This window comes from Candidatus Pelagibacter sp. PS_02, from assembly GCF_059418065.1.
Map to the genome: position 1 here is coordinate 16,529 of NZ_CM182079.1, position 24,857 is coordinate 41,385.

The 24,857-nt window shown below is 30.8% G+C and carries 17 protein-coding genes and 1 tRNA gene; 15 read left to right on the forward strand and 3 right to left on the reverse strand.

The genetic code is table 11. From position 1 onward, the window contains the following. Window positions 1–69: 69 nt before the first annotated feature. Window positions 70–146 (reverse strand) — tRNA-Arg (locus tag AC5SL4_RS00100). A gap of 75 nt (window positions 147–221) precedes the next feature. Here AC5SL4_RS00100 and AC5SL4_RS00105 point away from each other — a divergent pair. The 4 genes from AC5SL4_RS00105 to AC5SL4_RS00120 all read left to right on the forward strand — a co-directional run bounded on the left by AC5SL4_RS00105 (window position 222) and on the right by AC5SL4_RS00120 (window position 6,745). Next, entirely contained in the window at window positions 222–1,409 is a 1,188-nt protein-coding gene (locus AC5SL4_RS00105) for an acetyl-CoA C-acetyltransferase (RefSeq protein ID WP_011281701.1), read from the forward strand. A gap of 130 nt (window positions 1,410–1,539) precedes the next feature. Beyond that, window positions 1,540–4,578 carry a pyruvate dehydrogenase (acetyl-transferring), homodimeric type gene (gene aceE / locus AC5SL4_RS00110; RefSeq protein WP_494587341.1) on the forward strand — a complete coding sequence of 1,013 codons (3,039 nt, stop codon included), beginning with the start codon at window positions 1,540–1,542 and terminating at the stop codon, window positions 4,576–4,578. Between the two features lies 1 nt (window position 4,579). Next, window positions 4,580–5,851 carry a 2-oxo acid dehydrogenase subunit E2 gene (locus AC5SL4_RS00115; protein WP_271580130.1) on the forward strand — a complete coding sequence of 424 codons (1,272 nt, stop codon included), beginning with the start codon at window positions 4,580–4,582 and terminating at the stop codon, window positions 5,849–5,851. Between the two features lie 6 nt (window positions 5,852–5,857). Continuing rightward, window positions 5,858–6,745: a DMT family transporter gene (locus AC5SL4_RS00120; protein WP_011281704.1), complete on the forward strand. Its 888-nt coding sequence runs from the start codon at window positions 5,858–5,860 to the stop codon at window positions 6,743–6,745. Here AC5SL4_RS00120 and AC5SL4_RS00125 read toward each other — a convergent pair. Then, window positions 6,742–7,512: an undecaprenyl-diphosphate phosphatase gene (locus AC5SL4_RS00125; RefSeq protein WP_011281705.1), complete on the reverse strand. Its 771-nt coding sequence runs from the start codon at window positions 7,510–7,512 to the stop codon at window positions 6,742–6,744. The two genes, AC5SL4_RS00120 and AC5SL4_RS00125, sit on opposite strands and share 4 nt — an antisense overlap. A 184-nt stretch (window positions 7,513–7,696) precedes the next feature. Here AC5SL4_RS00125 and AC5SL4_RS00130 point away from each other — a divergent pair, with 184 nt between their 5' ends. From AC5SL4_RS00130 to AC5SL4_RS00140, 3 genes are read left to right on the forward strand one after another with little or no spacing between them, the layout of a single operon-like run. Further along, complete coding sequence (locus AC5SL4_RS00130; protein WP_011281706.1) at window positions 7,697–9,136, forward strand: NAD(P)-dependent oxidoreductase; 1,440 nt, start codon at window positions 7,697–7,699, stop codon at window positions 9,134–9,136. Then, entirely contained in the window at window positions 9,136–13,641 is a 4,506-nt protein-coding gene (gene gltB, locus AC5SL4_RS00135) for a glutamate synthase large subunit (RefSeq protein ID WP_494587342.1), read from the forward strand. Before AC5SL4_RS00130 ends, gltB begins: the two co-directional genes overlap by 1 nt. A gap of 1 nt (window position 13,642) precedes the next feature. Then, window positions 13,643–14,518 (forward strand): Rossmann-fold NAD(P)-binding domain-containing protein, encoded by an 876-nt coding sequence (locus AC5SL4_RS00140; protein ID WP_271485607.1) that lies wholly within the window; start codon window positions 13,643–13,645, stop codon window positions 14,516–14,518. Here the strand turns inward: AC5SL4_RS00140 and AC5SL4_RS00145 are convergent. Then, window positions 14,489–15,244 carry an alpha/beta hydrolase gene (locus tag AC5SL4_RS00145; RefSeq protein ID WP_494587343.1) on the reverse strand — a complete coding sequence of 252 codons (756 nt, stop codon included), beginning with the start codon at window positions 15,242–15,244 and terminating at the stop codon, window positions 14,489–14,491. The two genes, AC5SL4_RS00140 and AC5SL4_RS00145, sit on opposite strands and share 30 nt — an antisense overlap. Window positions 15,245–15,286: 42 nt before the next feature. Between AC5SL4_RS00145 and AC5SL4_RS00150 the strand changes: the two genes are divergently transcribed. From AC5SL4_RS00150 to lepA, 8 genes are read left to right on the forward strand one after another with little or no spacing between them, the layout of a single operon-like run. Next, complete coding sequence (locus tag AC5SL4_RS00150) at window positions 15,287–16,441, forward strand: glycosyltransferase family 4 protein (RefSeq protein WP_018413764.1); 1,155 nt, start codon at window positions 15,287–15,289, stop codon at window positions 16,439–16,441. Beyond that, the gene (thrS, locus tag AC5SL4_RS00155; RefSeq protein ID WP_006997464.1) at window positions 16,442–18,358 is read left to right on the forward strand and encodes a threonine--tRNA ligase; all 1,917 of its coding nucleotides are present in this window, start codon (window positions 16,442–16,444) and stop codon (window positions 18,356–18,358) included. Next, window positions 18,359–18,904 carry a translation initiation factor IF-3 gene (gene infC / locus AC5SL4_RS00160; RefSeq protein WP_006997463.1) on the forward strand — a complete coding sequence of 182 codons (546 nt, stop codon included), beginning with the start codon at window positions 18,359–18,361 and terminating at the stop codon, window positions 18,902–18,904. 53 nt (window positions 18,905–18,957) lie between these two features. Further along, window positions 18,958–19,164: a 50S ribosomal protein L35 gene (rpmI, locus tag AC5SL4_RS00165; protein ID WP_006997462.1), complete on the forward strand. Its 207-nt coding sequence runs from the start codon at window positions 18,958–18,960 to the stop codon at window positions 19,162–19,164. Between the two features lies 1 nt (window position 19,165). Continuing rightward, a complete protein-coding gene (rplT, locus tag AC5SL4_RS00170; RefSeq protein WP_006997461.1) occupies window positions 19,166–19,522 on the forward strand; it encodes a 50S ribosomal protein L20 in 357 nt (118 codons plus the stop codon). A gap of 43 nt (window positions 19,523–19,565) precedes the next feature. Continuing rightward, window positions 19,566–20,633: a phenylalanine--tRNA ligase subunit alpha gene (gene pheS, locus AC5SL4_RS00175; RefSeq protein ID WP_006997460.1), complete on the forward strand. Its 1,068-nt coding sequence runs from the start codon at window positions 19,566–19,568 to the stop codon at window positions 20,631–20,633. Continuing rightward, a complete protein-coding gene (gene pheT / locus AC5SL4_RS00180; RefSeq protein ID WP_006997459.1) occupies window positions 20,630–23,038 on the forward strand; it encodes a phenylalanine--tRNA ligase subunit beta in 2,409 nt (802 codons plus the stop codon). The genes pheS and pheT overlap by 4 nt, the downstream gene beginning before the upstream one ends. Window positions 23,039–23,040: 2 nt before the next feature. Then, window positions 23,041–24,849, forward strand: coding sequence for a translation elongation factor 4 (gene lepA, locus AC5SL4_RS00185; RefSeq protein WP_494587344.1), 1,809 nt, complete (start codon window positions 23,041–23,043; stop codon window positions 24,847–24,849). Window positions 24,850–24,857 lie beyond the last annotated feature (8 nt).

Here is a 24,857-nt window from a genome sequence, read left to right on the forward strand (position 1 = left end):
AAAATATATAACTGATTTTTGTAGAGATGATTTTAGTAGCCAATCTAACATTTTTTTATTTATCCTTTTTGGTGGACCGCCCAGAACTCGAATCTGGAATCTCCCGGTTCGTAGCCGAGCGCCTTATCCAATTTGGCCAGCGGTCCTTAATTAAATAATTTACTCAGTATATCAAAGTTTTTAATGTAATTTAACTTATAAAATATTATGTTGTATTAGCAATGACCAAAAAACTAGATGATGTAGTTATTACAGCTGCATTAAGAACACCTATAGGCACATATAAAGGATCTTTAAAAGATTTGAGTGCTGATAAATTAGGTGCATTAGCTATTAAAGAAGCTGTCTATAAATCAAAATTAAAATCAGACGATATTGATGAAGTGATTATGGGACATGTTTTAACTTCTGGACTAGGACAAAACCCAGCAAGACAAGCTTCTATTCATGCTGGAATTCCAGTTTCAAAACCTGCACATATAATCAATCAAGTATGTGGATCTGGATTAAGATCTGTAATTTCAGGATATCAGTCTATTAAACTAGGTGAAAATAAAATTATAGTTGCTGGTGGACAAGAAAATATGTCTAGAGCACCACATGCTATATTTTATCGAGAAGATAAAAGACTAGATGAAAATAAGTTAGTAGATACGATGATCAATGATGGATTAATAGACTCGTTTAACAATTATCACATGGGAATAACTGCTGAAAATGTTGCAGAAAAATATAAAATTTCTAGAGATGAACAAGATTTATTTGCATTAAATTCTCAAGAAAAAACTCAACAAGCTATAAATGAAAATAGATTCAAAAATGAGCTGATCAAATTAAAGATTGATACAGATAATAAAAATTTTCTTTTTGAAAAAGATGAACATCCAAGAAGCAATTTAAATTTAGAAGATCTAAAAAAACTAAAAACTGTTTTCAAAGAAAATGGAACAGTCACCGCAGGAAATTCATCAGGAATCAATGATGGTGCGGCAGCAACTATATTAATGTCTAGAGATGAAGCAGAACATAGAGACATAGAGCCTTTAGCTAAAGTAGTCTCTTGGGCAACTTGTGGTGTTGAACCCTCGTTGATGGGGTTAGGTCCAATTCAAGCTGTTAATATAGCTTTAGAAAAAGCTGAATGGAGGAGAGAAGATGTCGATTTATTTGAAATAAATGAAGCATTTGCAGCTCAAAGTATTGCTGTAATTAGAGATCTTAAAATTCCTAAAGAGATTGTAAATGTTAATGGTGGGGCAATTGCATTAGGACATCCAATTGGAGCTTCAGGAACCAGAATTTTAGTAACTCTTATTCATGAGATGATTAGACGAAATAAAAGCAAAGGTTGTGCCACCCTCTGTATTGGTGGTGGAATGGGAATAGCCATGTGCATTGAGAGAAATTAACTTCTTATTTATTTGTTAATTTTAAAGTTTTTTGTTCAATAAAAATACAGGTTTGCACAAAAAGGCTTATTATTGTGCTAAAATAACATGAGATATAGTTTTTTTTAAGTGTATAAATCGATTTAAAATAATGAGTGAAAAATTACTTGTTCCGGACATTGGTGAATTTGAAAAAGTTGAGGTCATTGAACTTTTAGTAAAAGTTGGAGATCAAATAAACTTAAATGATCCTGTTGTTACCATTGAGAGTGACAAATCTAGTGTTGAAATTCCATCAACAGTTTCTGGCAAGATAGAATCTGTAAATATTAAAGTGGGTGATAAAGTTTCTAAAGGAGACATATTATTAAGTATTGAGTCTTCAAAAGAAAGCCCTTCAGAAAAGCCAATTCCTAAAGATACAGAAAGTATTATTAAACAAGCAGAATCTGTTTTAAAGAATGAAAAAAAAGAAGAAGCTAGTCAACAAAGTCCAGCCCCAGAAAAAAAACAAACAATAATTCAAGTTACAAATGAAAATGATATTGATCCATTAGAGACACAAGATTGGTTAGAGTCTTTATCTGCAGTTGTTGAAAAAGATGGAAATCAAAGAGCTCATTTTTTGATAAAAGAATTAATCAACAAAGCATATCAAGAAGGTGCAAATATTCCTTATACACAACACACTCCTTACATAAATACAATCCCACCAGAGGCAGAAGTCAAGTCCAATGGAGATCAGAACATTGAAAGAAGAATTAGATCTTTAATTAGATGGAATGCAGCAGCCATGGTTGTGAGAGCAAATGAAAAATTTCCTGAATTAGGTGGTCATATAGGAACATTCGCATCTGCAGCAACACTTTATGATGTAGGAATGAATCATTTTTGGAGAGCTAAAAATAATAAATTTGGTGGTGATTTAGTTTATTTTCAAGGTCATAGTGCACCAGGCATCTATGCTAGAGCATTTTTAGAAGGCAGATTAAATGAAAAACAATTAGATAGTTTTAGACAAGAAGTAAAACCAGGGGGACTTTCTTCATATCCACACCCTTGGTTGATGCCAAAGTTTTGGCAGTTTCCAACTGTGTCAATGGGATTAGGACCTATGCTTGCAATTTACCAGGCGAGATATATGAAATATTTAATTAATAGAGGATTAATTAAAGATGAAGGTAGAAAAGTTTGGGCATTTCTTGGTGATGGAGAAATGGATGAGCCTGAGTCTTTAGGTGCTATAGGGTTAGCTTCTAGGGAAAAACTGGATAATTTAATATTTGTTATAAACTGTAATCTTCAAAGATTAGATGGACCTGTTAGAGGTAATGGAAAAATTATTCAAGAGCTAGAAGGAAGTTTTAGAGGAGCTGGTTGGAATGTAATTAAAGTAATTTGGGGTTCTTACTGGGACTCACTGATTGCTAATGATAAAACAGGTCATTTAGTTAAAGCTATGAACGAAACTGTTGATGGTGAGTATCAAGCAATGAAGGCTAGAGATGGAGCTTACGTTAGAGAAAAATTTTTTGGAAAATATCCAGAGACACAAGAGCTAGTTTCTAGTTTGTCAGATAAAGATATTTGGAGATTGAATAGAGGTGGTCATGATCCTCATAAAGTTTATGCAGCATATGATCAGGCATCAAAAAATCAAGGCAGCCCAACGGTTATAATCGCTAAAACCATTAAAGGTTATGGCATGGGAAAAACAGGCGAAAGTGTTAACACAACTCATCAAACTAAGAAATTAGACGTAGACGATTTATTATATTATAGAGATCGTTTTGATGTGCCCTTGACTGACGATCAAGTAAAAAATGTAGAGTATTTTAAGCCAGACGAAAAATCTCCTGAAATTAAATACATCAAAGAAAGAAGAATGAACCTTGGGGGTTCTTTGCCAGAGAGAACAACTTACGCAAAGCCAATTAAAGCACCAGCAAAAGATATTTTTGATTTTATGAAAGTATCAACAGGTGAAAAAGAAATGTCTACAACCATGGCATTAGTTAGAATGTTTACAAATTTGCTAAGAGACAAGAATGTTTCACCGAGGTTAGTCCCAATTATTCCTGATGAAGCAAGAACTTTTGGCATGGAAGGATTTTTTCAAAAAATAGGAATATATGCTCATGAAGGTCAAAAATATGAACCTGAAGACTCTGCACAGTTAAGCTCTTATAGAGAAGATAAAAGTGGACAAGTATTAGAGGAAGGAATTAATGAAGCTGGAGCAATGTCATCATGGATTGCAGCTGCAACAGCTTACACGAATCATGATATTGAAATGATTCCAATTTATATTTTTTACTCAATGTTTGGTTTTCAAAGAATAGGAGATCTTGCATGGGCTGCTGGAGATAGTCAGGCCAGAGGTTTTTTAATTGGAGCAACAGCTGGAAGAACTACTTTGGCTGGTGAAGGATTACAACACCAAGATGGACACAGTCACTTGATAGCTTCAACGATACCAAATTGTGTAACATATGACCCAACTTTTCATTATGAGTTAGCTGTTATTTTTAGAGAAGGCTTGAGAAGAATGCATGAAAAAAATGAAAATGTTTTTTATTATATCACAACCATGAATGAAAACTATTCACATCCAGGAATGCCAAAAGATAAAAATTGTGAAGATGGAATTCTTAAAGGAATGTACAAGATTAAAGAATTTAATAGGTATGGAAAAACAAAAATTCAACTTTTAGGCTCAGGTACAATATTGAGAGAAATGATGTCTGCAGCAGAAATTCTTCAAAATGAATATCAGATAGATAGTGAAATTTGGAGTGTTACTAGCTTTAATGAGTTGAGAAAAGATGGCATGGAAGTTGAAAGATATAATCTCTTAAACCCTGATAAAGAACAAAAAGTTTCATTTGTAGAACAGTGTTTAGGAAAAACTGAAGGACCGATTATGGCAGCCTCAGATTATATGAGAATGAATTCTGACCAAATTAGACCTTATACTAATAAAAGTTTTTATTCTTTAGGGACAGATGGTTATGGAAGAAGTGACACTAGAAAAAACCTTAGAAAATTTTTTGAAGTTGATAAAGAGCATATTGTTGCCTATGGACTGAGTGTGTTAGCAAAAGAGCAACTGATAGCTTCTAAATACGCTAAAGAAGCCATAAAGAAGTATAATATTGATGGCAGCAAACCAATGCCAACAAAACTATAAGATGTCAGATAAAGAGATTAAAGTACCAAATATTGGTGAATTTAAAGACGTTGAGGTAATTGAGGTGCTAGTTTCAAATGGCCAGTCAGTTTCTAAAAATGATCCACTTATTACAATTGAGAGTGACAAATCTAGTGTTGAAATACCAGCTTCTTTTGATGGAAAGGTTAAGTCTGTTAAAATTAAAGTGGGAGATAGGGTTTCAGAAGGTGATTTAATATTAACTATAGAACAGTCTGGAGAAGAAGAAAAAAAAATAGAACAAAAAACTATTAAAGAAGCAGAACAAGTTACAAATCAAAATCAAGTAGAAAAAATTGCAAAAGTCAATCCAGCACAAAATACAATAAAAAAAGATAATTCAGAAATTTCATCTGCAAGCCCAAAAGTACGTAAATTTGCTAGAGAACTTGGGGTTAATATTAATGAAATAGTTGGTAGTGAAAGACAGGGAAGAATTGTGGAAGATGATGTAAAAAATTTTATATCCTCTAGAATTAATAAAGCTCCAGATAAGACCGAAGTTCAACCAAAAAAAATTGTTAGTGAATATTCTCATTCTGATTTTGGTGAAATTGAAGTTAAAGATATGCCTAGAGTTAAAAAATTAGCCTCTACATATTTAGTTAATTCTTGGACTACAATACCTCATGTCACAAATCATGATGAAGCAGATATAACTGAAATGGAAGATTTTAGAACTTCACTTACTGACATGTATACAGGGGAAAGAAAAAAAATTACTCCATTAGCTTTTATTGTTAAAGCTTTAGTTGCATCTTTAAAAAAGTTTCCTAGTTTCAACTCTTCAATAGATGATATTGAAAATGGAAAAATTACAATGAAAAACTATTTTCATGTTGGGATTGCAGTGGATACTCCACATGGTTTAATGGTGCCAAAAATTAGAAATGCTGACAATAAAAGCATCTCATATATTAGCAATGAATTGAAAATAGTAAGTGACCAATGTAGAAATTTAAAAATAGATAAGAAAGAATTTTTTGGAGGATCTATGACTATTACGAGTCTTGGAGGAATTGGAGGTTCATTCTTTACACCAATAATAAATTATCCAGAAGTTGCTATATTAGGAGTAGGCAAGGCACAAAAAAAACAAATTTTTATTAATGGGAAATTTGAAACAAGAACAATGCTACCGCTTTCTTTATCATATGATCACAGAATAATTGATGGAGCTGAAGCAGCTAGATTTAATAATGATCTAAAAGAAAATTTAGGCAAAAATTTTGCTTATAAATTAGCTGTATAGATATTAATGTCAAAAACATCATCATTATTTTGTGCATTATTATGTACATTCATATGGGGAACGACTTTTATAGCTCAAGATACTGGAATGGACGACATTGGCCCTTTCACTTTTAATGCTGTCAGGTTTTTTGTTGGTTTTTTAGTAGTAGCTCCATTAGCTTTTATTTTTGAAAGAAAAAAAATATCAAAATCAGTACAAAAAAATCAAAAAGAATTTATCAACTTGGCTATTTTAATAGGCCTATCTTTATTTTTGGGATCAGCACTTCAACAAGTAGCTTTACTCTATACAGATGTTGCTAATGCTGCATTCTTTACGATTTTTTATGTGCCAATGGTTCCGTTTATAATTTTTTTCATGTATAAAAAGCCAATTCACTGGAGTATTTGGCCTTCTGTTCTTCTTTGTGTGATGGGAGGTTATTTGTTAACTAATTTTTATAGCGCAACAGTTAGAAATGGTGATGCACTTATAATAATAGGCGCATTTTTCTGGAGTACACACATTATTTTTACTGGCAAAATTATAGAAAAATATAATCTTCCATTAACAATTGGTGCGATTCAAACTTTAATTGTTTCCTCGCTATCATTAATTATAGGATTAATTTTTGAAGATTTTATTTGGTCCAATATTCTTAAAGAAAAATTTCAAATCTTATATGCTGGAATTTTGTCTGGAGGTCTTGCATTTGTTTTACAAATATATGCACAAAAAAATATATCCCCTGCTCCCTCAGCAATAATCTTTTCTTTAGAGGGTGTTTTTGCGACAATTGCTGCTTGGATTTTATTAGATCAAATTTTAGATATAAATAATTTATTTGGATGTTTATTTATTTTATTTGGTGTTTTGTTTTCACAATTAGCACCAATATTAAAAAAAAATTAATTATATATTATTATAAACAGAATTATTGAAATAATTATTCTGTAAATAACAAAAACATTCAAAGAAAATTTGTTTATATAATCTAGGAAAAACTTAACTGTAAAATAAGAAAATAAAAAAGAAAGAGTGATTGATATTAGTACAAGATAGTTAAGCTCAAAGCTTTGACCAATGGCATTTTTTAACTGTAGCACACTTGCTCCAGCTATAGCAGGTATAGCTAGTAAAAAAGAAATTTTACTTGAATCAAATCTATTAAATCTAAAAAGTCTTGCAGCCGTTATTGTAATACCTGCCCTACTCACACCAGGTATTAAAGCAAGTATTTGGAACAAACCAATATATAGTATTGTTTTAAAATTTAAATTAGATGATATTTTTTTATCAAATTTACTTTTATCTGCGAGATATAAGATAATTCCAAAAATTAATGTTGTCCAAGCGATTATCTTTAAATTGTTTTCTAATAGGTTAACTAGACCTGTGGAGCTGATTACGTAGCCAGCTATTACAATTGGTATTGAGCCAATAATTAATAAAGATAATAACTTCTGATTATTTCTAAGGTCCAATAACTCTCTTCTAAAATAAAAGACTATTGCAAGTAAAGAGCCAAGATGGAGACTAACATCAATCATTAGTGAGTTAGAATTAAACTCAAATATTATCTCAACAATATTCAAGTGAGCTGATGAACTAATTGGTAAAAATTCTGATATTCCCTGAACTATTGATAAGATTATAATTTCAATAATATTTGAGAACATTTAATGCTTCGTAGCTTAAATATTCAATAATTTAAACAATTCCATTTTAACATATTAGATATGCATAAATTAAAATATTAAGATTTAATTGGATTTATTTCAAATTTAAGGTCATATATGCTGACCTTGTTTGTCTTTTATTACATAAAACCTTGATATATGCTAAATTTATTGAGGGTTAAATATGTCAGAAAATATGCTTAAATTTGTTAAAATAGGTCAACAAACTCCACCTAAAAGAGAAGTTGGAAATAGAAAAGAAGACTTTAATGAAATTTATAAGGAATTTATTAACGATAAAGCAAGCGAACAATCTAGCAGGTGTTCTCAATGTGGAGTTCCTTTTTGCCAGGTCCATTGTCCATTAAGTAATAATATTCCAGATTGGCTAAAATTAACCGCAGAAGGACGATTAAAAGAGGCTTACGAATTATCTCAAAGCACTAACAACATGCCAGAGGTGTGTGGAAGAATATGTCCACAAGATAGATTGTGTGAAGGAAATTGTGTAATTGAACAATCTGGACATGGAACTGTAACTATAGGTTCAGTTGAGAAGTATATTACTGATAATGCTTGGGAACAAGGATGGGTAAATCCAATAAAGGTTAAAAATGAAAAGAGTCAAAGTATTGGAATTATAGGAGCAGGCCCAGCTGGTCTAGCTGCTGCGGAGCAGTTACGTAAGTCAGGTTATCAAATTACAGTATACGATCGATATGATAGAGCTGGTGGTTTAATGATTTATGGCATTCCAAATTTTAAATTAGAAAAATTTGTTGTAGAGAGAAGAACCAAATTATTAGAAGAAGGTGGAATTAAATTTGTTCAAAATTTTGAAGTTGGAAAAGATGCTACATTAGAGCAATTAAGAAAAAAACATGATGCTCTTTTAATTGCAACTGGAGTTTATAAAGCTCGAGAAATAGATCTTCCAGGAAAAGATTTAGGAAATATATTTCCAGCCATGGAATTTTTAACAGCTTCAAATAAAAAAGGATTAGGAGACAAAGTAGAATTATTTGATAATGGAACTTTAAATGCTGAAGGAAAAAATATTGTAGTAATTGGAGGAGGTGACACTGCAATGGACTGTGTTAGAACTTCAATCAGACAAAAAGCAAAATCAGTTAAATGTCTTTACAGGAGAGACAAAGAAAATATGCCTGGATCTGCAAGAGAGGTAGCCAATGCAGAGGAAGAGGGAGTAGAGTTTGTATGGCTATCTAGTCCCAAAGAATTTATTGGAACAAATAAAGTTGAAGGTTTGATAGTGGATAAGATCAAACTTGGGGAACCTGATGACAGTGGAAGACGTAAACCAGAAATTCAGAATAATTCTCACTTTAATATTAAGGCAGACATAGTAATTAAGGCTCTTGGTTTTGATCCAGAAAATTTACCAAAACTATTTGGTTCTGAGGATCTACAAGTTACTAAATGGGGAACATTAAAAACCAATTTTGATACTATGGAGACAAATTTACCAGGTGTGTTTGCAGCTGGAGATATTATTAGGGGTGCATCTTTAGTTGTCTGGGCCATAAAAGACGGAAGAGATGTAGCAGTATCAATAAAAAATTTTTTAGAGACCAAAGAACTCAGTAAAGAGAAGGTTGCTTAATGAAAAATTATAAAAAAAATCTTAAAATTCTTGAGGATGGTCATGTTTATTCTAAAGAAATGGAGCATGACGCTTGTGGAGTAGGGTTAATTGCTTCTACAGAAGGTAAAAAATCAAGGAAAGTAGTAGAATATGGAATTAATGCCCTAAAAGCGGTTTGGCACAGAGGAGCAGTTGATGCTGATGGAAAAACAGGTGATGGAGCTGGAATCCATTTAGAAATTCCCTCAGACTTCTTTGCTGAAAAGATAGAAATCACAGGTCATGACCATGATGGTTCAGAAATTTGTGTGGGTATGATTTTTTTACCCAGAAACAATTATCAAGCACAAGAAAATGCAAGAACTTTAGTTGAAAGTGAATTAACAAAAAGTAATTTTAGTATTTATGGATGGAGACAGGTTCCAGTAAATCCAAAAGTTTTAGGTGAAAAGGCAAATCTTACAAGACCAGAAATTACTCAAGTATTATTTAAACATAATAATAAAGATTTAACAGAAAAAGAGTTAGAAAGAAAAATTTATGAATCAAGAAGAAAAATTGAAAAAGAAGCTATTAAAGATGCGATAGAAGGTTTTTATATTTGTTCAATAAGTTCTAAGTCAGTTATTTATAAGGGCATGTTTTTAGCGGAGTCTATTGCAGATTTTTATTTAGATTTAAAGGATGAGAGGTTTATATCTCGATTTGCAATATTTCATCAAAGATTTTCAACAAACACAGCACCTAGTTGGGATCTGGCACAACCTTTTAGAGCATTAGCTCATAATGGAGAAATAAATACATTCAAAGGAAATACAAACTGGATGAAAATTCATGAGCAAGAAATGAATAGTCCATTATTTGATAATATGGAAAATTTAAAACCAGTTATACAACCAGGATCATCAGACTCTGCTGCGCTAGATAGTGTTTTTGAACTTTTAAATATTTCTGGCCAATCAGCACCCCTTGCAAAATTAATGTTAATTCCAGATGCATGGTCTAAAAAAAGTCAAACATTATCAAAAGATCACCAACAACTATTTAATTTTTTAAATAGTACAATGGAGCCATGGGATGGACCAGCTGCTATTGCAGCTACTGATAATGAATGGGCTATAGTAGCTGCTGATAGAAATGGGTTACGCCCAATGAGATATACTATTTCAAAAGATAAAATATTGTGTGCAGGATCAGAAACGGGAATGGTTGAAATCGATGAGAAGCAAATTCTTAAAAAGGGTAGATTAGGACCTGGAGAAATTCTTGGAGTTAGAATAGCTAAAGGTAAAGTATTTTCTAATGTTGAAATAAAAGACTATCTAGCAAAAGAGTTTAAACATTTTAACAATCAAATAATTGATTTAGAAAAGAAATTCCCAATAAAGAATGAAAAATCTACTTTTTCAGGTGATGAGCTAAAAAAAAGACAACATACATTTGGTTATAGTTTAGAAGATCTGGAGCTTATTCTTCATCCGATGGCAGAAGATGCAAAAGAAGCCATTGGTTCTATGGGTGATGACACTCCACTTGCAGTATTGTCTGACCGTTATAGACCGCTTTACCATTTTTTTAGACAAAATTTTAGTCAAGTTACAAATCCACCAATTGATTCTTTAAGAGAAAACAAGGTTATGAGTTTAAAAACTCGTTTTGGTAATCTTGGAAATATTTTAGATTTCACTAATTTAACAGAAGAAAACATATACGTTTTAGACAGCCCCATATTATCAAATTCTCAATTAGAAAAATTTATTAATTTTTTTGGGGAAAAATCAATAACAATTGATTGTACTTTTGATAAAAGTGAAAATCTTGAAACTTCTATTGAGAGAATTAGAAAAGAGTCTGAAATTGCAGTTCGACAAGGCCTTACGCAATTAGTTTTAAGTGATAAAAATATTTCTGAAAAAAGATTACCCATCCCAATGCTATTATGTGTTGGTGCAATAAATACTTATCTTATTAAAAAAAAATTAAGAGGCTATGCATCAATCAATGCTCAAACTGGAGAAGCATTAGACACGCATTCATTTGCAACACTTATAGGTGTTGGAGCAACTACTGTTAATCCTTATTTAGCAATGGATAGTTTATATCAAAGGTTTGAAAAAAAATTATTTGGAAAGTTTGAGTACGATGAATGCATAGCTAGATATATACAATCGGTAAATTATGGACTTCTGAAAATAATGTCAAAAATGGGAATTTCGGTCATAAGCTCTTATAGAGGTGGATGTAATTTCGAAACAGTTGGTTTGAGTAGAACAGTAGCATCAGAATACTTTCCAGGAATTTTATCAAAGATTTCAGGCATAGGGTTAAATGGAATAGAAAAAAAATTAAGAACTATTCACAAAGAAGCATTTGAAGGAACGGATGCAGTTTTACCAATTGGAGGAATTTATAGATATAGAAAGGATGGTGAAACTCATCAATATCAAGGTAAGCTCATTCATCTTTTGCAAAGTGCAGTTTCATCAAATTCTTTTGAAGCTTATAAAAAATATGCAGAAGGTATTTATAATCTTCCTCCTATACACCTTAGAGACTTGATTGGATTTAGAGATAAAAATTTAAACCCATCCTTAGATATTTCAGAAGTAGAACCAATCGAAAATATTTTAACAAGATTTGGAAGTGGAAGTATGTCTCATGGCGCATTATCGAAAGAAGCACACGAAACATTAGCTATAGGAATGAATAGAATTAAAGGAGCCTCTTGTAGTGGTGAAGGTGGAGAAGATGAAAAAAGATTTATTAAGATGGAAAACGGAGATAGTGCTAATTCTAGAGTTAAGCAAATAGCCTCAGCAAGATTTGGAGTAACACTTAAATATCTAAATAACTGTAACGAAATAGAGATTAAAATTGCACAAGGAGCAAAACCTGGTGAGGGAGGTCAATTACCAGGGTTTAAAGTTACAGAAGAAATTGCCAAATTAAGACATTCAACTCCGGGTGTAACCCTAATATCACCACCACCTCACCATGATATTTATTCTATCGAGGATTTAGCTCAATTAATTTACGATCTTAAACAAGCCAATCCAAAAGCAAGAGTTGGTGTAAAATTAGTAGCATCTTCTGGGATAGGAACAATCGCAGCTGGAGTAGCTAAAGCTAAAGCAGATATAATTTTAATTTCTGGACATAATGGAGGAACAGGAGCTACACCACAAACAAGTGTTAAATATGTGGGGATACCTTGGGAGATGGGATTAACTGAAGCTAATCAAGTTTTAACTTTAAATAATTTAAGGCATAAAGTTACTCTAAGAACAGATGGTGGAATTAAAACAGGAAGAGATGTTATTATTGCAGCCATGATGGGAGCAGAAGAATATGGAGTAGCTACTACAGCTTTAGTAGCCATGGGATGTATAATGGTTAGACAGTGTCACTCAAACACATGTCCAGTTGGAGTTTGTACTCAAGATGAAAAACTAAGAGAAAAATTTTCTGGTACGCCAGAAAAGGTAGTCAATTTATTTAAATTTATAGCTGAGGAAGTAAGAGAAATTTTAGCACAAATAGGATTTAAATCATTAAATGAAATAATTGGTAGAACTGATTTATTAAGACAGGTAAGTAAAGCTTCACCAAACTTAGATGATTTAGATCTAAATCCTTTATTTGTTCAAACAGATGCTGGTGAGAACACAAGATACTGTACAGTTCCAGAAATAAATTCTGTTCCAGATACTTTGGATCAAGAAATTTTACCTGAAATTAAAGAACAAATTGGAAAAGTAAAAATTATTGAAAAGGAATATATTATTAAAAATACTCATAGGACAGTTGGAACAAGAATTTCTAATCATCTTTATGAAAAATATGGATCTGAAAAACTAGAAGATGGCTTTTTATCTTTAAAGTTTAAAGGATCAGCTGGACAGTCATTTGGTGCATTTGCAATAAAAGGCTTAAAACTTATTTTAAAAGGTGATGCTAATGATTATGTTGGCAAAGGTTTATCAGGCGCAACAGTCGTAGTTAAACTTCCAGACGAAAGTAATCTAGTTTCACATGAGAATACCATAATAGGAAATACAGTTTTGTATGGAGCAACATCTGGAAAACTTTTTGCAGCAGGTCAAGCTGGAGAAAGATATGCTGTAAGAAACTCAGGATCAATTTCAGTTATTGAAGGATGCGATTCTAATGCTTGTGAATATATGACTGGTGGTACAGTTGTAATTCTAGGCGATGTAGGAGACAATTTTGGAGCTGGAATGACTGGCGGAATGGCGTTTATTTACGATATAAATAAGAAATTTTATAAAAAAGTAAACCCAGAGACTGTAGTATGGCAAACGCCAGAAACAGATTATTGGATAACTTATTTAAAAAATTTAGTTCAAGAGCATCATCAGGAGACAAATTCAGATTTTTCTAAAAAGATTATAGAAAATTTTGATAGAGAAATTTCTAATTTTATTCAAGTTTGTCCAAAAGAAATGATTGATAAGCTAAAAAACCCAATAAGTTTAAAATCTATTATAAAAGAAGTTAGTTAAAATGAAGGATATAAATATTTTTTGTTTTGGTTTTGGCCAAGTAGCAAAAAATTTTATAAAGAAGCTTAGTGTTGAGCAGTATAATATCAATTTGTCAGCAACCTCTAGAAGTGAGTCTTCAAAAAAAACATTCAATGGTATTAATTATAATAGCTATCTATTTAATAGCGAAAAATTTGATCAAAATTTAGTTGTAAAATTAAAAGAAGCAGATCATATCTTAGTTTCTATACCACCAGAAAATCAAGAAGATTTAGTTATAAAAAATTTTTCTAAATTTATAGAAAATTCTAAAGTAAAATGGATAACATACTTATCAGCGACTAGTATTTATGGTGATCATAAGGGAGAGTGGGTTAATGAAAATAGCAAAACAAACCCAATTTCAAATAATGGTATAGCAAGATTGAAAGCTGAAAATGCATGGTTTTCTCTAGAAAAAAATAAGAAAATACCAATTCAGATATTTAGGTTATCTGGAATTTATTCTAATGAAAAAAATATTTTAATACGTCTAAAATCAGGAGGTGTGAAATTGATCAACAAAAAAAATCATTTTTTTTCTAGAATTCATGTAGATGATATTTCAAATATATTATTTAAATCTTTATCAAAATTTAAGTCAGGAGAAATATACAATCTATCTGATGATAAACCCTCTACATCTGAAGAGGTTACTTTATTTGGAGCAAAGATATTAAATATTGAAAATATCGAAAAAATTGAAGTTGACCAAATTAAAAGTGAGATGTTGAAAAATTTTTATAATGAGTCTAAAAAAGTTAGCAACAAAAAGATGAAAAGTTATTTTGATTATAATTTAAAATTTCCAAGCTATATCGAAGGATTAAACCATATTAGTTGTAATTTTATTTAGCTCTAAGAGTATTTTTTTTAAACCTCGTTTACTTGATAAGCTGTGATCACCATTTTTTATTATCACTAATTTTTTATTAGCTTTAGTAAATAACTTAAGAACTTTTCTAGAATAACTTGTTGGAACAACTTCATCTTTACTTCCATGAATCATAGTTACATTGATTTTGGATTTAATGTTTTTATTCAAGATTTTATTTTTTCTACCATCTTTTATTAACTGATAAGTGATTGGATACTCATAATTACCATGTTTTAAGTTATAAATTCCTTTCTTTATAGTTTCATTTTTCATTTTTTTTGTAAATTTTTTCCACATTAGGTTTTGTAAAAACTCTGGAGCAGAACCAATTCCTAAAAAACCTTTAATTTGATCTTTAAAATATTTAAATTGATTTAAGGAGAGCCACGCTCCCATACTTGAACCAACTAAGATAAATTTGTTTTTTTTAACTATTTTTTTTATTACTATTTTAACTTCTTTTGACCATTGTGTGATATTTCCCTTGGTAAATTTTCCTGAAGATTTTCCATGACCAGAATATTCAAGAGCAAGAAAACCAAGCTTATTTTTTTTTGCAAATTTTAGTATTGCCTGAGGTTTTTCACCTTCAATGCTTGACATAAAACCATGTAAAAAAACAATATAAAGATTATCTCTATAATCCTTACTTAAGTATCTTATTTGCCTGTTATTAAGCACCTTAATATATTTAAATTTATTCATATAAGTTTATTAGAATTAATTCTTAATATATAGTTCTATCAAATGTCTTCAGAATTAAAAGTACTGCAAGTAATTCCTAAACTTGGATATGGGGGTGCGGAAACAGGCTGTTACGATCTTGCACACTATTTACCAGAAAATAATTGTAGCTCTTATATAGTAACTAGTGGAGGAGAGTTATTAAAATTTATTGATAAAAAAAAAGTAAAAGTAATAAAACTTCCCGTCCATAGTAAAAATCCATTTTTAATGCTCTTTAATTCAATAGCTTTGATTTTTATTATTTTACTAAATAATATATCTATTGTTCATGCAAGAAGTCGTGCTCCAGCTTGGTCTTGTTTGTTTGCAACAAAAATTACAAGAAGAAAGTTTGTTACAACTTTTCATGGTACCTATAATTTTAAAAACTCAATTAAAAAATTCTATAATTCAGTAATGGTTAGATCAGATTTAATAATAGCAGGATCAAATTTTATTTTTTCACATATTAATCAAAATTATCCAAAATATTTAGATTTAAAAAAAAAATTCTTGGTAATTTTTAGGGGAATTAATGTCGATTATTTTGAATTATCAACAATTTTAGACAGTGAAGAAAACAGACTTATTTCAGATTGGGATGTTGATAGAAATAAAAAAACGATCCTAATGCCAGGTCGGTTAACTGCTTGGAAAGGTCAGGAGACATTTATTGAGGCATTAAATCTTGTTAATAAAGAACTGGGGTATGAGTCTTTTAATGCTATTATTTTGGGCAGCGATCAAGGAAGAGACATTTATACCAAAAAAATTAAAAGATTGGCTGAGCAATATAGGCTAACTAGTCAGTTAAAATTTATAGAACATTGTAAAAATATGCCGTTAGCCTATAAAATATCAGACATTGTTGTTTCAGCCTCAGTAGAACCTGAAGCTTTTGGAAGAGTTGCAGTTGAAGCTCAATCAATGGAAAAACCAATAATAGCAAGTGATATTGGGGGATCTAACGAAACTATTATTGATAACGTGACAGGTTTTTTATTTCAGTCTGGTAATGCAGAAGCTTTGAGTAAAAAAATAATAGAAGTCTTACAATTAGACGAATCTAGATTGAAATCTATTGGTATAGAAGGTAGAAAAAATATAATTAAAAAATTTAATGTTGAAAAAATGTGTTTTTCTACATATTCAGAATACAAAAAATTATTAAATTAAATGCCATTAATAACATTGCCAGATGGAAACACTATTGAATTTCCAAATAAAGTAACAGGACTTGAGGTTGCTGAAAAGATTAGTAAATCTTTATCAAAGCAGGCAACTATTATTAGTGTTAATGAAGAACTTAAGGATTTAAGTTTTGTTATAGATGAGGATTGCTCAGTTAAAATTTTTACTTCAAAAGATAAAGAAGGTTTAGAAACTATTCGTCATGATACGGCCCATATAACTGCAATGGCAGTTCAAGAACTCTTTCCGGGAACGCAAGTAACCATTGGTCCAATTATAGAAAATGGATTTTATTATGATTTTTCAAGAAAAGAACCCTTTACAGAAGATGATTTAAATAAAATTGAAAATAAAATGAAAGAAATCGTTGATAGAGATGTTCCAACTACAAGAGAAGTTTGGAAAAGAGATAAAGCCATATCTCATTTCAAAGATAAAGGAGAAATATACAAGGCTGAAATTATTGAAAGTATTCCACAGGGTGAAGATGTTTCTATATATTTTCATGGAGACTGGCATGATTTATGCAGAGGCCCTCATCTTTCTTCAACGGGAAAAATTGGTAAGTACTTTAAATTAACAAAGGTATCAGGGGCTTATTGGAGAGGTGACTCAAATAATGAAATGTTGCAAAGAATTTATGGAACAAGTTGGGCATCACAAAAAGATTTAGATGAATATTTAAAAAGAATAGAAGAAGCAGAAAAAAGAGACCACAGAAAACTTGGAAAAGAAATGGACTTATTTCACTTTAGGGAAGAAAGTCCAGGATCAGTATTTTGGCATGAAAAAGGTTGGAAGTTATTTCAAAAATTAGTTGCATATATGAGAGCTAGACAAGAAAAAGCTGGCTACAAAGAAGTGAACACTCCTGAAATTTTAGATAGATCTCTTTGGGAAAAATCTGGCCACTGGGAAAAATATGGAGAGCATATGTATACTTCTCAAACACCAGATGAAAAAATATTTGCAATAAAACCAATGAATTGTCCAGGTCACGTACAAGTTTTTAATCAAGGATTAAAAAGTTACCGAGATCTTCCTTTAAGAATTTCAGAATTTGGAAAAGTACATAGATATGAGCCTTCAGGTGCTTTACATGGACTTTTAAGAGTTAGAGCTTTTACTCAAGATGATGCTCATATTTTTTGCACAGAAGATCAAATTACATCAGAATGTTTGATTGTTACTAATTTAATTTTAGATATTTATAAAGATCTTGGATTTGAAGATGTAATATTAAAATACTCAGATAGACCAGACTTAAGAGTTGGTGATGATAATGTTTGGGACAAAGCTGAAAAAGCTTTATTAGATGCAGTTAAAGCTTCAAAGCTTCAATACACAATTAATAAAGGAGAGGGAGCATTCTATGGTCCAAAAATTGAATTTGTTTTACGAGATGCTATTGGTAGGGATTGGCAATGTGGAACTTTACAAGTAGACCTTAATTTACCAGGAAGATTAGATGCTTCTTTTGTTGATAAAGATGGAACTAAAAAAATTCCTGTAATGCTTCACAGGGCGTTATTTGGATCATTAGAAAGATTTATTGGAATTCTTATAGAAAATTATGCAGGCAAATTTCCATTTTGGATAGCTCCTTTACAAGCTGTTGTAATTCCAATTTCAGAGGAATTTGATACTTATGCAAAAGAAGTAAATGAAAAAATTAATAATGCAGGCATAAGCTCTGAGGTAGATTTAAAAAACCATAACTTAAATTATAAAATTAGAGAACATTCACTATCAAAAATACCACTTTTACTGATTTGTGGAAAAAAAGAAGTTGACAGTAACTCAGTAACGATTAGAAGATTGGATACGAACAAACAAGAAAATATGGAATTAAACTTATTCTTAGAAACTTTCTCAGCTTTAAACAAAGCATCCTCAAACTAAGTGGCAGATTTTAAACAAAATTATTTTCAAAGAAGAACTAAAGATAAAGGTCCAAGATCTAACAATAGAATTTCTTCACCTGAGGTTCAAGTAATTGGAAGCGATGGTGAAAATATAGGAATCATTAATACTAATGAAGCTATATCAATGGCTAAAGAGCAAGGATTGGATTTAATTGAAATAGCTCCAAACGCAAAACCACCTGTATGTAAAATTATTGATATGGGTAAATTTAAATATGATGCTCAAAAAAAAGCAAATGTTGCTAAAAAGAAACAAAAAATAGTTTTATTAAAAGAAATTAAAATGAGACCAGTTACAGAAACTCATGATTATGATTTTAAAGTTAAAAATGCTAAAAAATTTATTGGAAAAGGTGACAAGGTAAAATTTACAATACGATTTAAGGGTAGAGAGCTACAACACTCACACTTAGGTAGAGAATTAATGGATAAAATAAAAGCTGATATGCAAGATATTGGCAAAGTTGAATTGCACCCAAAGTTTGATGGTAAGCAAATGATCATGGTTATTCAGCCTTTATAAGGCTTAATAGAGGTTGTAAATCCATTCCAATATTTGTATAAGTCCGCAGAATTATGCCAAAATTAAAAACTAAAAGTTCAGCAAAAAAAAGATTTAAAATCTCAGCTACAGGGAAAGTTATGATGGCTCAAGCTGGAAAGAGACATGGTATGATAAAAAGAACAAATTCACAAATTAGAAAATTAAGAGGCACGACTGCTATGTCAAAACAAGATGGCAAAATAGTTAAATCATACATGCCTTACAGTTTAAGAGGATAAAATGGCTAGAGTAAAAAGAGGCGTAACAAGTCACGCAAAACATAAAAAAGTTTTAAAAGCTGTCAAAGGTCAATGGGGCAGAAGAAAAAGCACTATAAGAGTTGCAAAGCAAGCTATGGAAAAAGCTATGCAATATGCATACAGAGATCGTAGAACTAAAAAAAGAGAATTTAAATCTTTATGGATACAAAGAATTAATGCAGGTGTTAGATCTGAAGGAATAACTTATTCAAAATTTATTAATGGTTTAACTAAATGTGGAATTAAGTTAGATAGAAAAATACTAGCTGAAATAGCATACGATAGCCCAGAAGCCTTTAAAACGATCGTTCAAAAAGCTCAATCGGCACTAAATTAATCTTCACTATTGTTTTTCTTCGGTGAAGAAATAATCTCTCGATATGTCTGATATTAAAAAAATAAAAGATGAATTTCTTTTAAAGTTAAAAGAAAATTTGGATTTAAATCAAGTTAATCAAATTAAAACAGAACTATTTGGTAAAACTGGGTTAATCAGCTCGCAATTTAAACAGCTTGGAAAATTAGCAGAAGAAGAAAGAAAAAAATTTGCATCAGATTTAAACTTAGTCAAAAGTGAACTTGAAAATTTAATTACTATAAAAATTGATGATATTGAAAAAAAAGAGATTAACAAAAAATTAGAAAAAGAAAAAATAGATATAACTTTACCAGAGAGACCTTTTGTTCAGGGAAAAATTCATCCTGTATCTCAAGTTATAGATGAAATTTCTTCAATTTTTTCAGAAATTGGTTTTAGTGTAGAAGAGGGACCAGATGTTGAAAATGAATATAATAATTTTACTGCGTTAAATACACCTGATAACCATCCTGCAAGAGATATGCATGATACTTTTTATCTAGATGATACAAAAGAGCTACTTTTAAGAACACATACTTCACCAGTTCAAATTAGAACAATGCTTAATGATAAACCACCTTTTAAAATAATAGCACCAGGGCGAACATATAGATCTGACAGCGATCAAACTCATACTCCAATGTTTCATCAAGTTGAAGGACTACATATTGATAAAAATATAAATATGGGGCATTTAAAAGGATGCTTAAATTATTTTATTAAAGAGTTTTTTGAGGTTGATAAAATTAAAATGAGATTTAGACCTAGTCATTTCCCATTTACAGAGCCATCTGCAGAAGTTGATATTGGCTATGAAATAAAAGATGGAAAAATAGTAATTGGGGAAGGTGATAAATGGCTAGAAGTTTTAGGTTGTGGAATGGTTCATCCCAATGTTTTAAAAAATGTTAAAGTAAACCCTGATGAATTCCAAGGTTATGCATTTGGAATAGGAATAGATAGGCTCGCAATGTTGAAATATGGCATTAATGATTTAAGAGCCTTTTTTGATTGTGACTATAGATGGCTAAATCATTTTGGATTTGATCCAATAGATGTCCCAACAAACTATAGAGGCTTAAGCCGATGAAGATTACAACAGCATGGCTCAAAGATCATTTAGATACCAAACTTAATGAAAATCAAATCATCGATAAACTTACAGATATTGGTTTAGAAGTAGAGGGTGTTGATAGTCAATCAGGAGAGCTTGATCAATTTGTAATTGCTAAAATTCTGAAGATTGAAAAGCATCCTGATGCAGATAGGCTTAGAGTATGTGATGTTGATATAGGTTCGGGCAAACCAGTAAAAGTTGTTTGTGGAGCTCCAAATGCTAAAGAGGGTTTATTAACAATTTATGCTCCTCCTGGCGCTGTAGTGCCAAAAAGTCAAATGAAATTGGTGGTAAGTAAAATAAGAGGTGTAACCTCATATGGAATGCTTTGTTCAGAATCTGAACTTAATCTATCAAACGAAAGTGATGGCATAACAGAGCTTTTACCAGAAAAATATAACAAAAAAGTAGGAGAAAATTATTTTCCAAAAAAAAATTTAAATGTAATTGATATTTCTATTACACCAAATAGAGCAGATTGCTTAGGGGTTAGAGGAATAGCAAGAGATTTAGCTGCTGCAGGCGCGGGAAGATTAATAAATCAAAAAGAAAAAAAACTTGATAAAAAAAATAAACAAACAATTAGTGTAAAAATTGAAAATGAAAAAAATCAAGCATGCATATCCTTTGGTAGTTGTTTAATTAAAGGAGTAAAAAATACTGAAAGTCCAGAGTGGCTAAAAGACAAAATAATTGCTCTAGGCCAAAAACCTATTTCGGCAATAGTTGATATTACAAATTATGTAATGTTTGATTTGAATAGACCACTTCATGCATATGATGTCGATAAAATAGATAAAGGAATAGTTGTAAGGAATTCTAAAAAAGGTGAAACATTTGAAGCATTAGATAATAAGGAGTATAAATTAGAGGATGAGATGTGTGTCATATCAGATGCGTCAGGCGTATTAGGTCTTGGAGGCATAATAGGAGGCACAAGAACTGGAACTGAACTAGATACAAAGAATGTGTTAATTGAGTCCGCTTACTTTAGTCCACGATCAATCAGAAAATCATCTAAAATCTTGAATATAGATACGGATGCAAAATTTAGATTTGAAAGAGGTATTGATCCATTATCAATTGATCAAGGACTTGAAAGAACAGCTAATTTAATACAAGAAATATGTGGCGGTGAAGTTAGTGAATTTGATATTCAAAAAATTGAAGATGTTAAAAAAAAATCATTAAAATTTGATCCTTCTTTGTTTGAAAAAATTACTGGATTTAATATTGATATAAAAGAAATGATAAAAATCTTAGATAACCTTGGATTTGAAATTAAAGAAAACAAGGGAATGCTAGATGTTGTTATACCATCTTGGAGACCAGATATTTCAGAAGAAGTTGATGTGGTAGAAGAACTTGTAAGAATTAAGGGCTATGATCAAATTAAAATTATTGAACCAGAAAAAGTTAGAAAAAAACAAACATTAAATTTAAAACAAAAATTATTTCATTTTTTACAAAGATCTATTGCTTCTAAGGGGTATTTTGAAGCTATCACATGGTCTTTTACCGACAGTAAAATTAATCAACTATTCATTGAAAATAACAAAGAAATTAAAATAATTAATCCTATAAGTTCTGATTTGAACGTTTTGCGAAGTTCAATTTTTTCTAATTTGATAATTCATTTGAATAAGAATTTAGGAAGAGGATTTAAAGATTTGTCATTTTTTGAAATAGGTCCAACTTTTTTAGGATCTGAGCCAGGAGAGCAACAGACAGTGGCTACTGGATTAAGATCAGGAAAATTGGGTAGGCAGAGCTGGCTGGAAAAAGAAAGATTAATAGATGTGTTTGATGTTAAAAGTGATGTTATCAAAAGTTTAGTTGAGGCAGGTTATAATAAAGATAAGCTCTATATTGATGATGAAACACCAAGTTATTATCACCCTGGAAAATCAGGAAGAATATTTCTTAACAAAGGAAAAGAAAAAGCAGTTGCTTTTTTTGGTGATATTCACCCAGGTATATTAAAAAAATTAGATATTAAAGTTGAGTCTTTAGTGGGTTTTGAAATATTTTTAGACAATTTAAAACAGCCAAAAAAATCATTAAAAGATCAAAAAACTCAGTATAAATATTCAGATTTTCAAAAATCAGAAAGAGATTTTGCTTTTGTTTTAGATAAAAATTTTAAAGTTCAAGAATTAATTGAAGTCATCTCTAATGTAGACAAAGAATTAATAAAATCTGTCAAAGTATTTGATGTTTATGAAGGAACCAATATTCCAGAAGGTAAAAAATCAATTGCATTAAATGTAATTATTCAATCTTTAGAAAAAACTTTAGCTGAGGATGATTTAAACAAAATTAATCAACTTATTATTTCTGCTGTTGAATCCAAAACTGGTGCTAAGATTAGATCATAATCATGACAAAAATTGATCACATCAGAAACTTTGCAATCATTGCGCATATTGATCACGGTAAATCAACAATCGCAGATAGGATAATTCATAGATGTGGTGGTCTAACCGAAAGAGAAATGAAGGCACAAGTTCTAGACTCAATGGATATTGAGAGAGAAAGAGGAATAACTATTAAAGCTCAAACAGTTAAACTTAATTATAAAGCAAAAGACGGCAAAGAGTACATTCTAAACATTATTGATACTCCAGGACACGTAGATTTCAGTTATGAAGTTAGTAGATCTCTGTATGCATGCGAGGGATCTATTTTAATTGTTGATAGCACCCAAGGAGTAGAGGCTCAAACATTGGCTAATGTTTATCAAGCTTTAGATACCAAACATGAAATAGTACCTGTACTAAATAAAGTTGATTTACCAGCATCAGACTTAGAAAAAACAAAACAAGAAATAGAAGAAGTTATAGGTATTGATACTGAAAATGCCATACCTTGCTCTGGAAAAACAGGCGAGGGCATAGAAGATATTCTAGAACAAATTATTGTGTCACTACCAGCTCCAGAAGGAGAAAAAGATGCTGATTTAAAATGTTTATTAGTTGATAGTTGGTATGACACTTATTTAGGGGTGGTTATTTTAGTTAGAGTTATTAACGGAAAAATTTCAAAAAATATGAAGATCAAAATGATGTCTACCAACCAAGAATATATAATTGAAAAAGTAGGTGTATTTACTCCAAAAGCAACTGATATTAATGAATTAAATGCGGGAGAAATTGGTTTTATAACGACAGGAATAAAAATTTTATCAGAAACAAAAGTTGGAGATACTATTTGCGATGCAACCAAACCACTTCAAGAGGCACTCCCTGGATTTAAACCCAGTAAGCCAGTTGTATTTTGTGGATTGTTCCCTGTAGATAGCTCTGAATACCAAAAATTAAAAGATGGTTTGGGCAAACTTCAATTAAATGATGCTAGCTTTTCATATGAGGCAGAATCTTCATCTGCGTTAGGTCTTGGTTTTAGATGTGGTTTTTTGGGTCTCTTACATTTAGAAATTATAACCGAAAGATTAGAAAGAGAATTTGATATAAATTTATTAACGACAACACCTGGAGTAGTTTATAAAGTTCATATGAACAAAGGAGAAATAATAGAGTTACAAAATCCTTCAAGTTTACCAGAACCTACTTTAATCAAATTTATTGAAGAGCCTTGGATTAAAGCAACAATTATTACACCAGATCAATATCTAGGACCAATTATAAAGGTTTGTCAGGATAAAAGAGGAGTACAAACAAACTTAAGTTATTCAGGTAATAGAGCAGTTTTAAATTATGAAATTCCTCTAAACGAAGTTGTTTTTGATTTTAATGATAGGCTTAAATCAATGACTAGTGGTTATGCAAGTTTTGATTATGAGATCATAGGCCATAGAGAGGGAGATTTAGTAAAATTAGGAATACTTGTTAATGCTGAGCCAGTAGATGCTCTATCAATGATGGTTCATAAAGATTTTGCTCAAACAGTTGGAAGAGAAGTTTGTGAAAAATTAAGAGATTTAATCCCACGACACAATTTTATGATTCCAGTTCAGGCAGCGATTGGTGGAAAGATTATAGCAAGAGAAACTATTAAAGGTTTTAAAAAAGATGTTTTAACAAAAATTCATGGTGGTGGTGCTAGAGACAGAAAAAGAAAACTTTTAGATAAGCAGAAAAAAGGAAAGGCTAGAGGCAAACAGTTTGGAAAAGTTGAAATACCACAGGAAGCATTTATTGGTGTTTTAAAAATAAACAAAGATAGTTAATTTTTTTT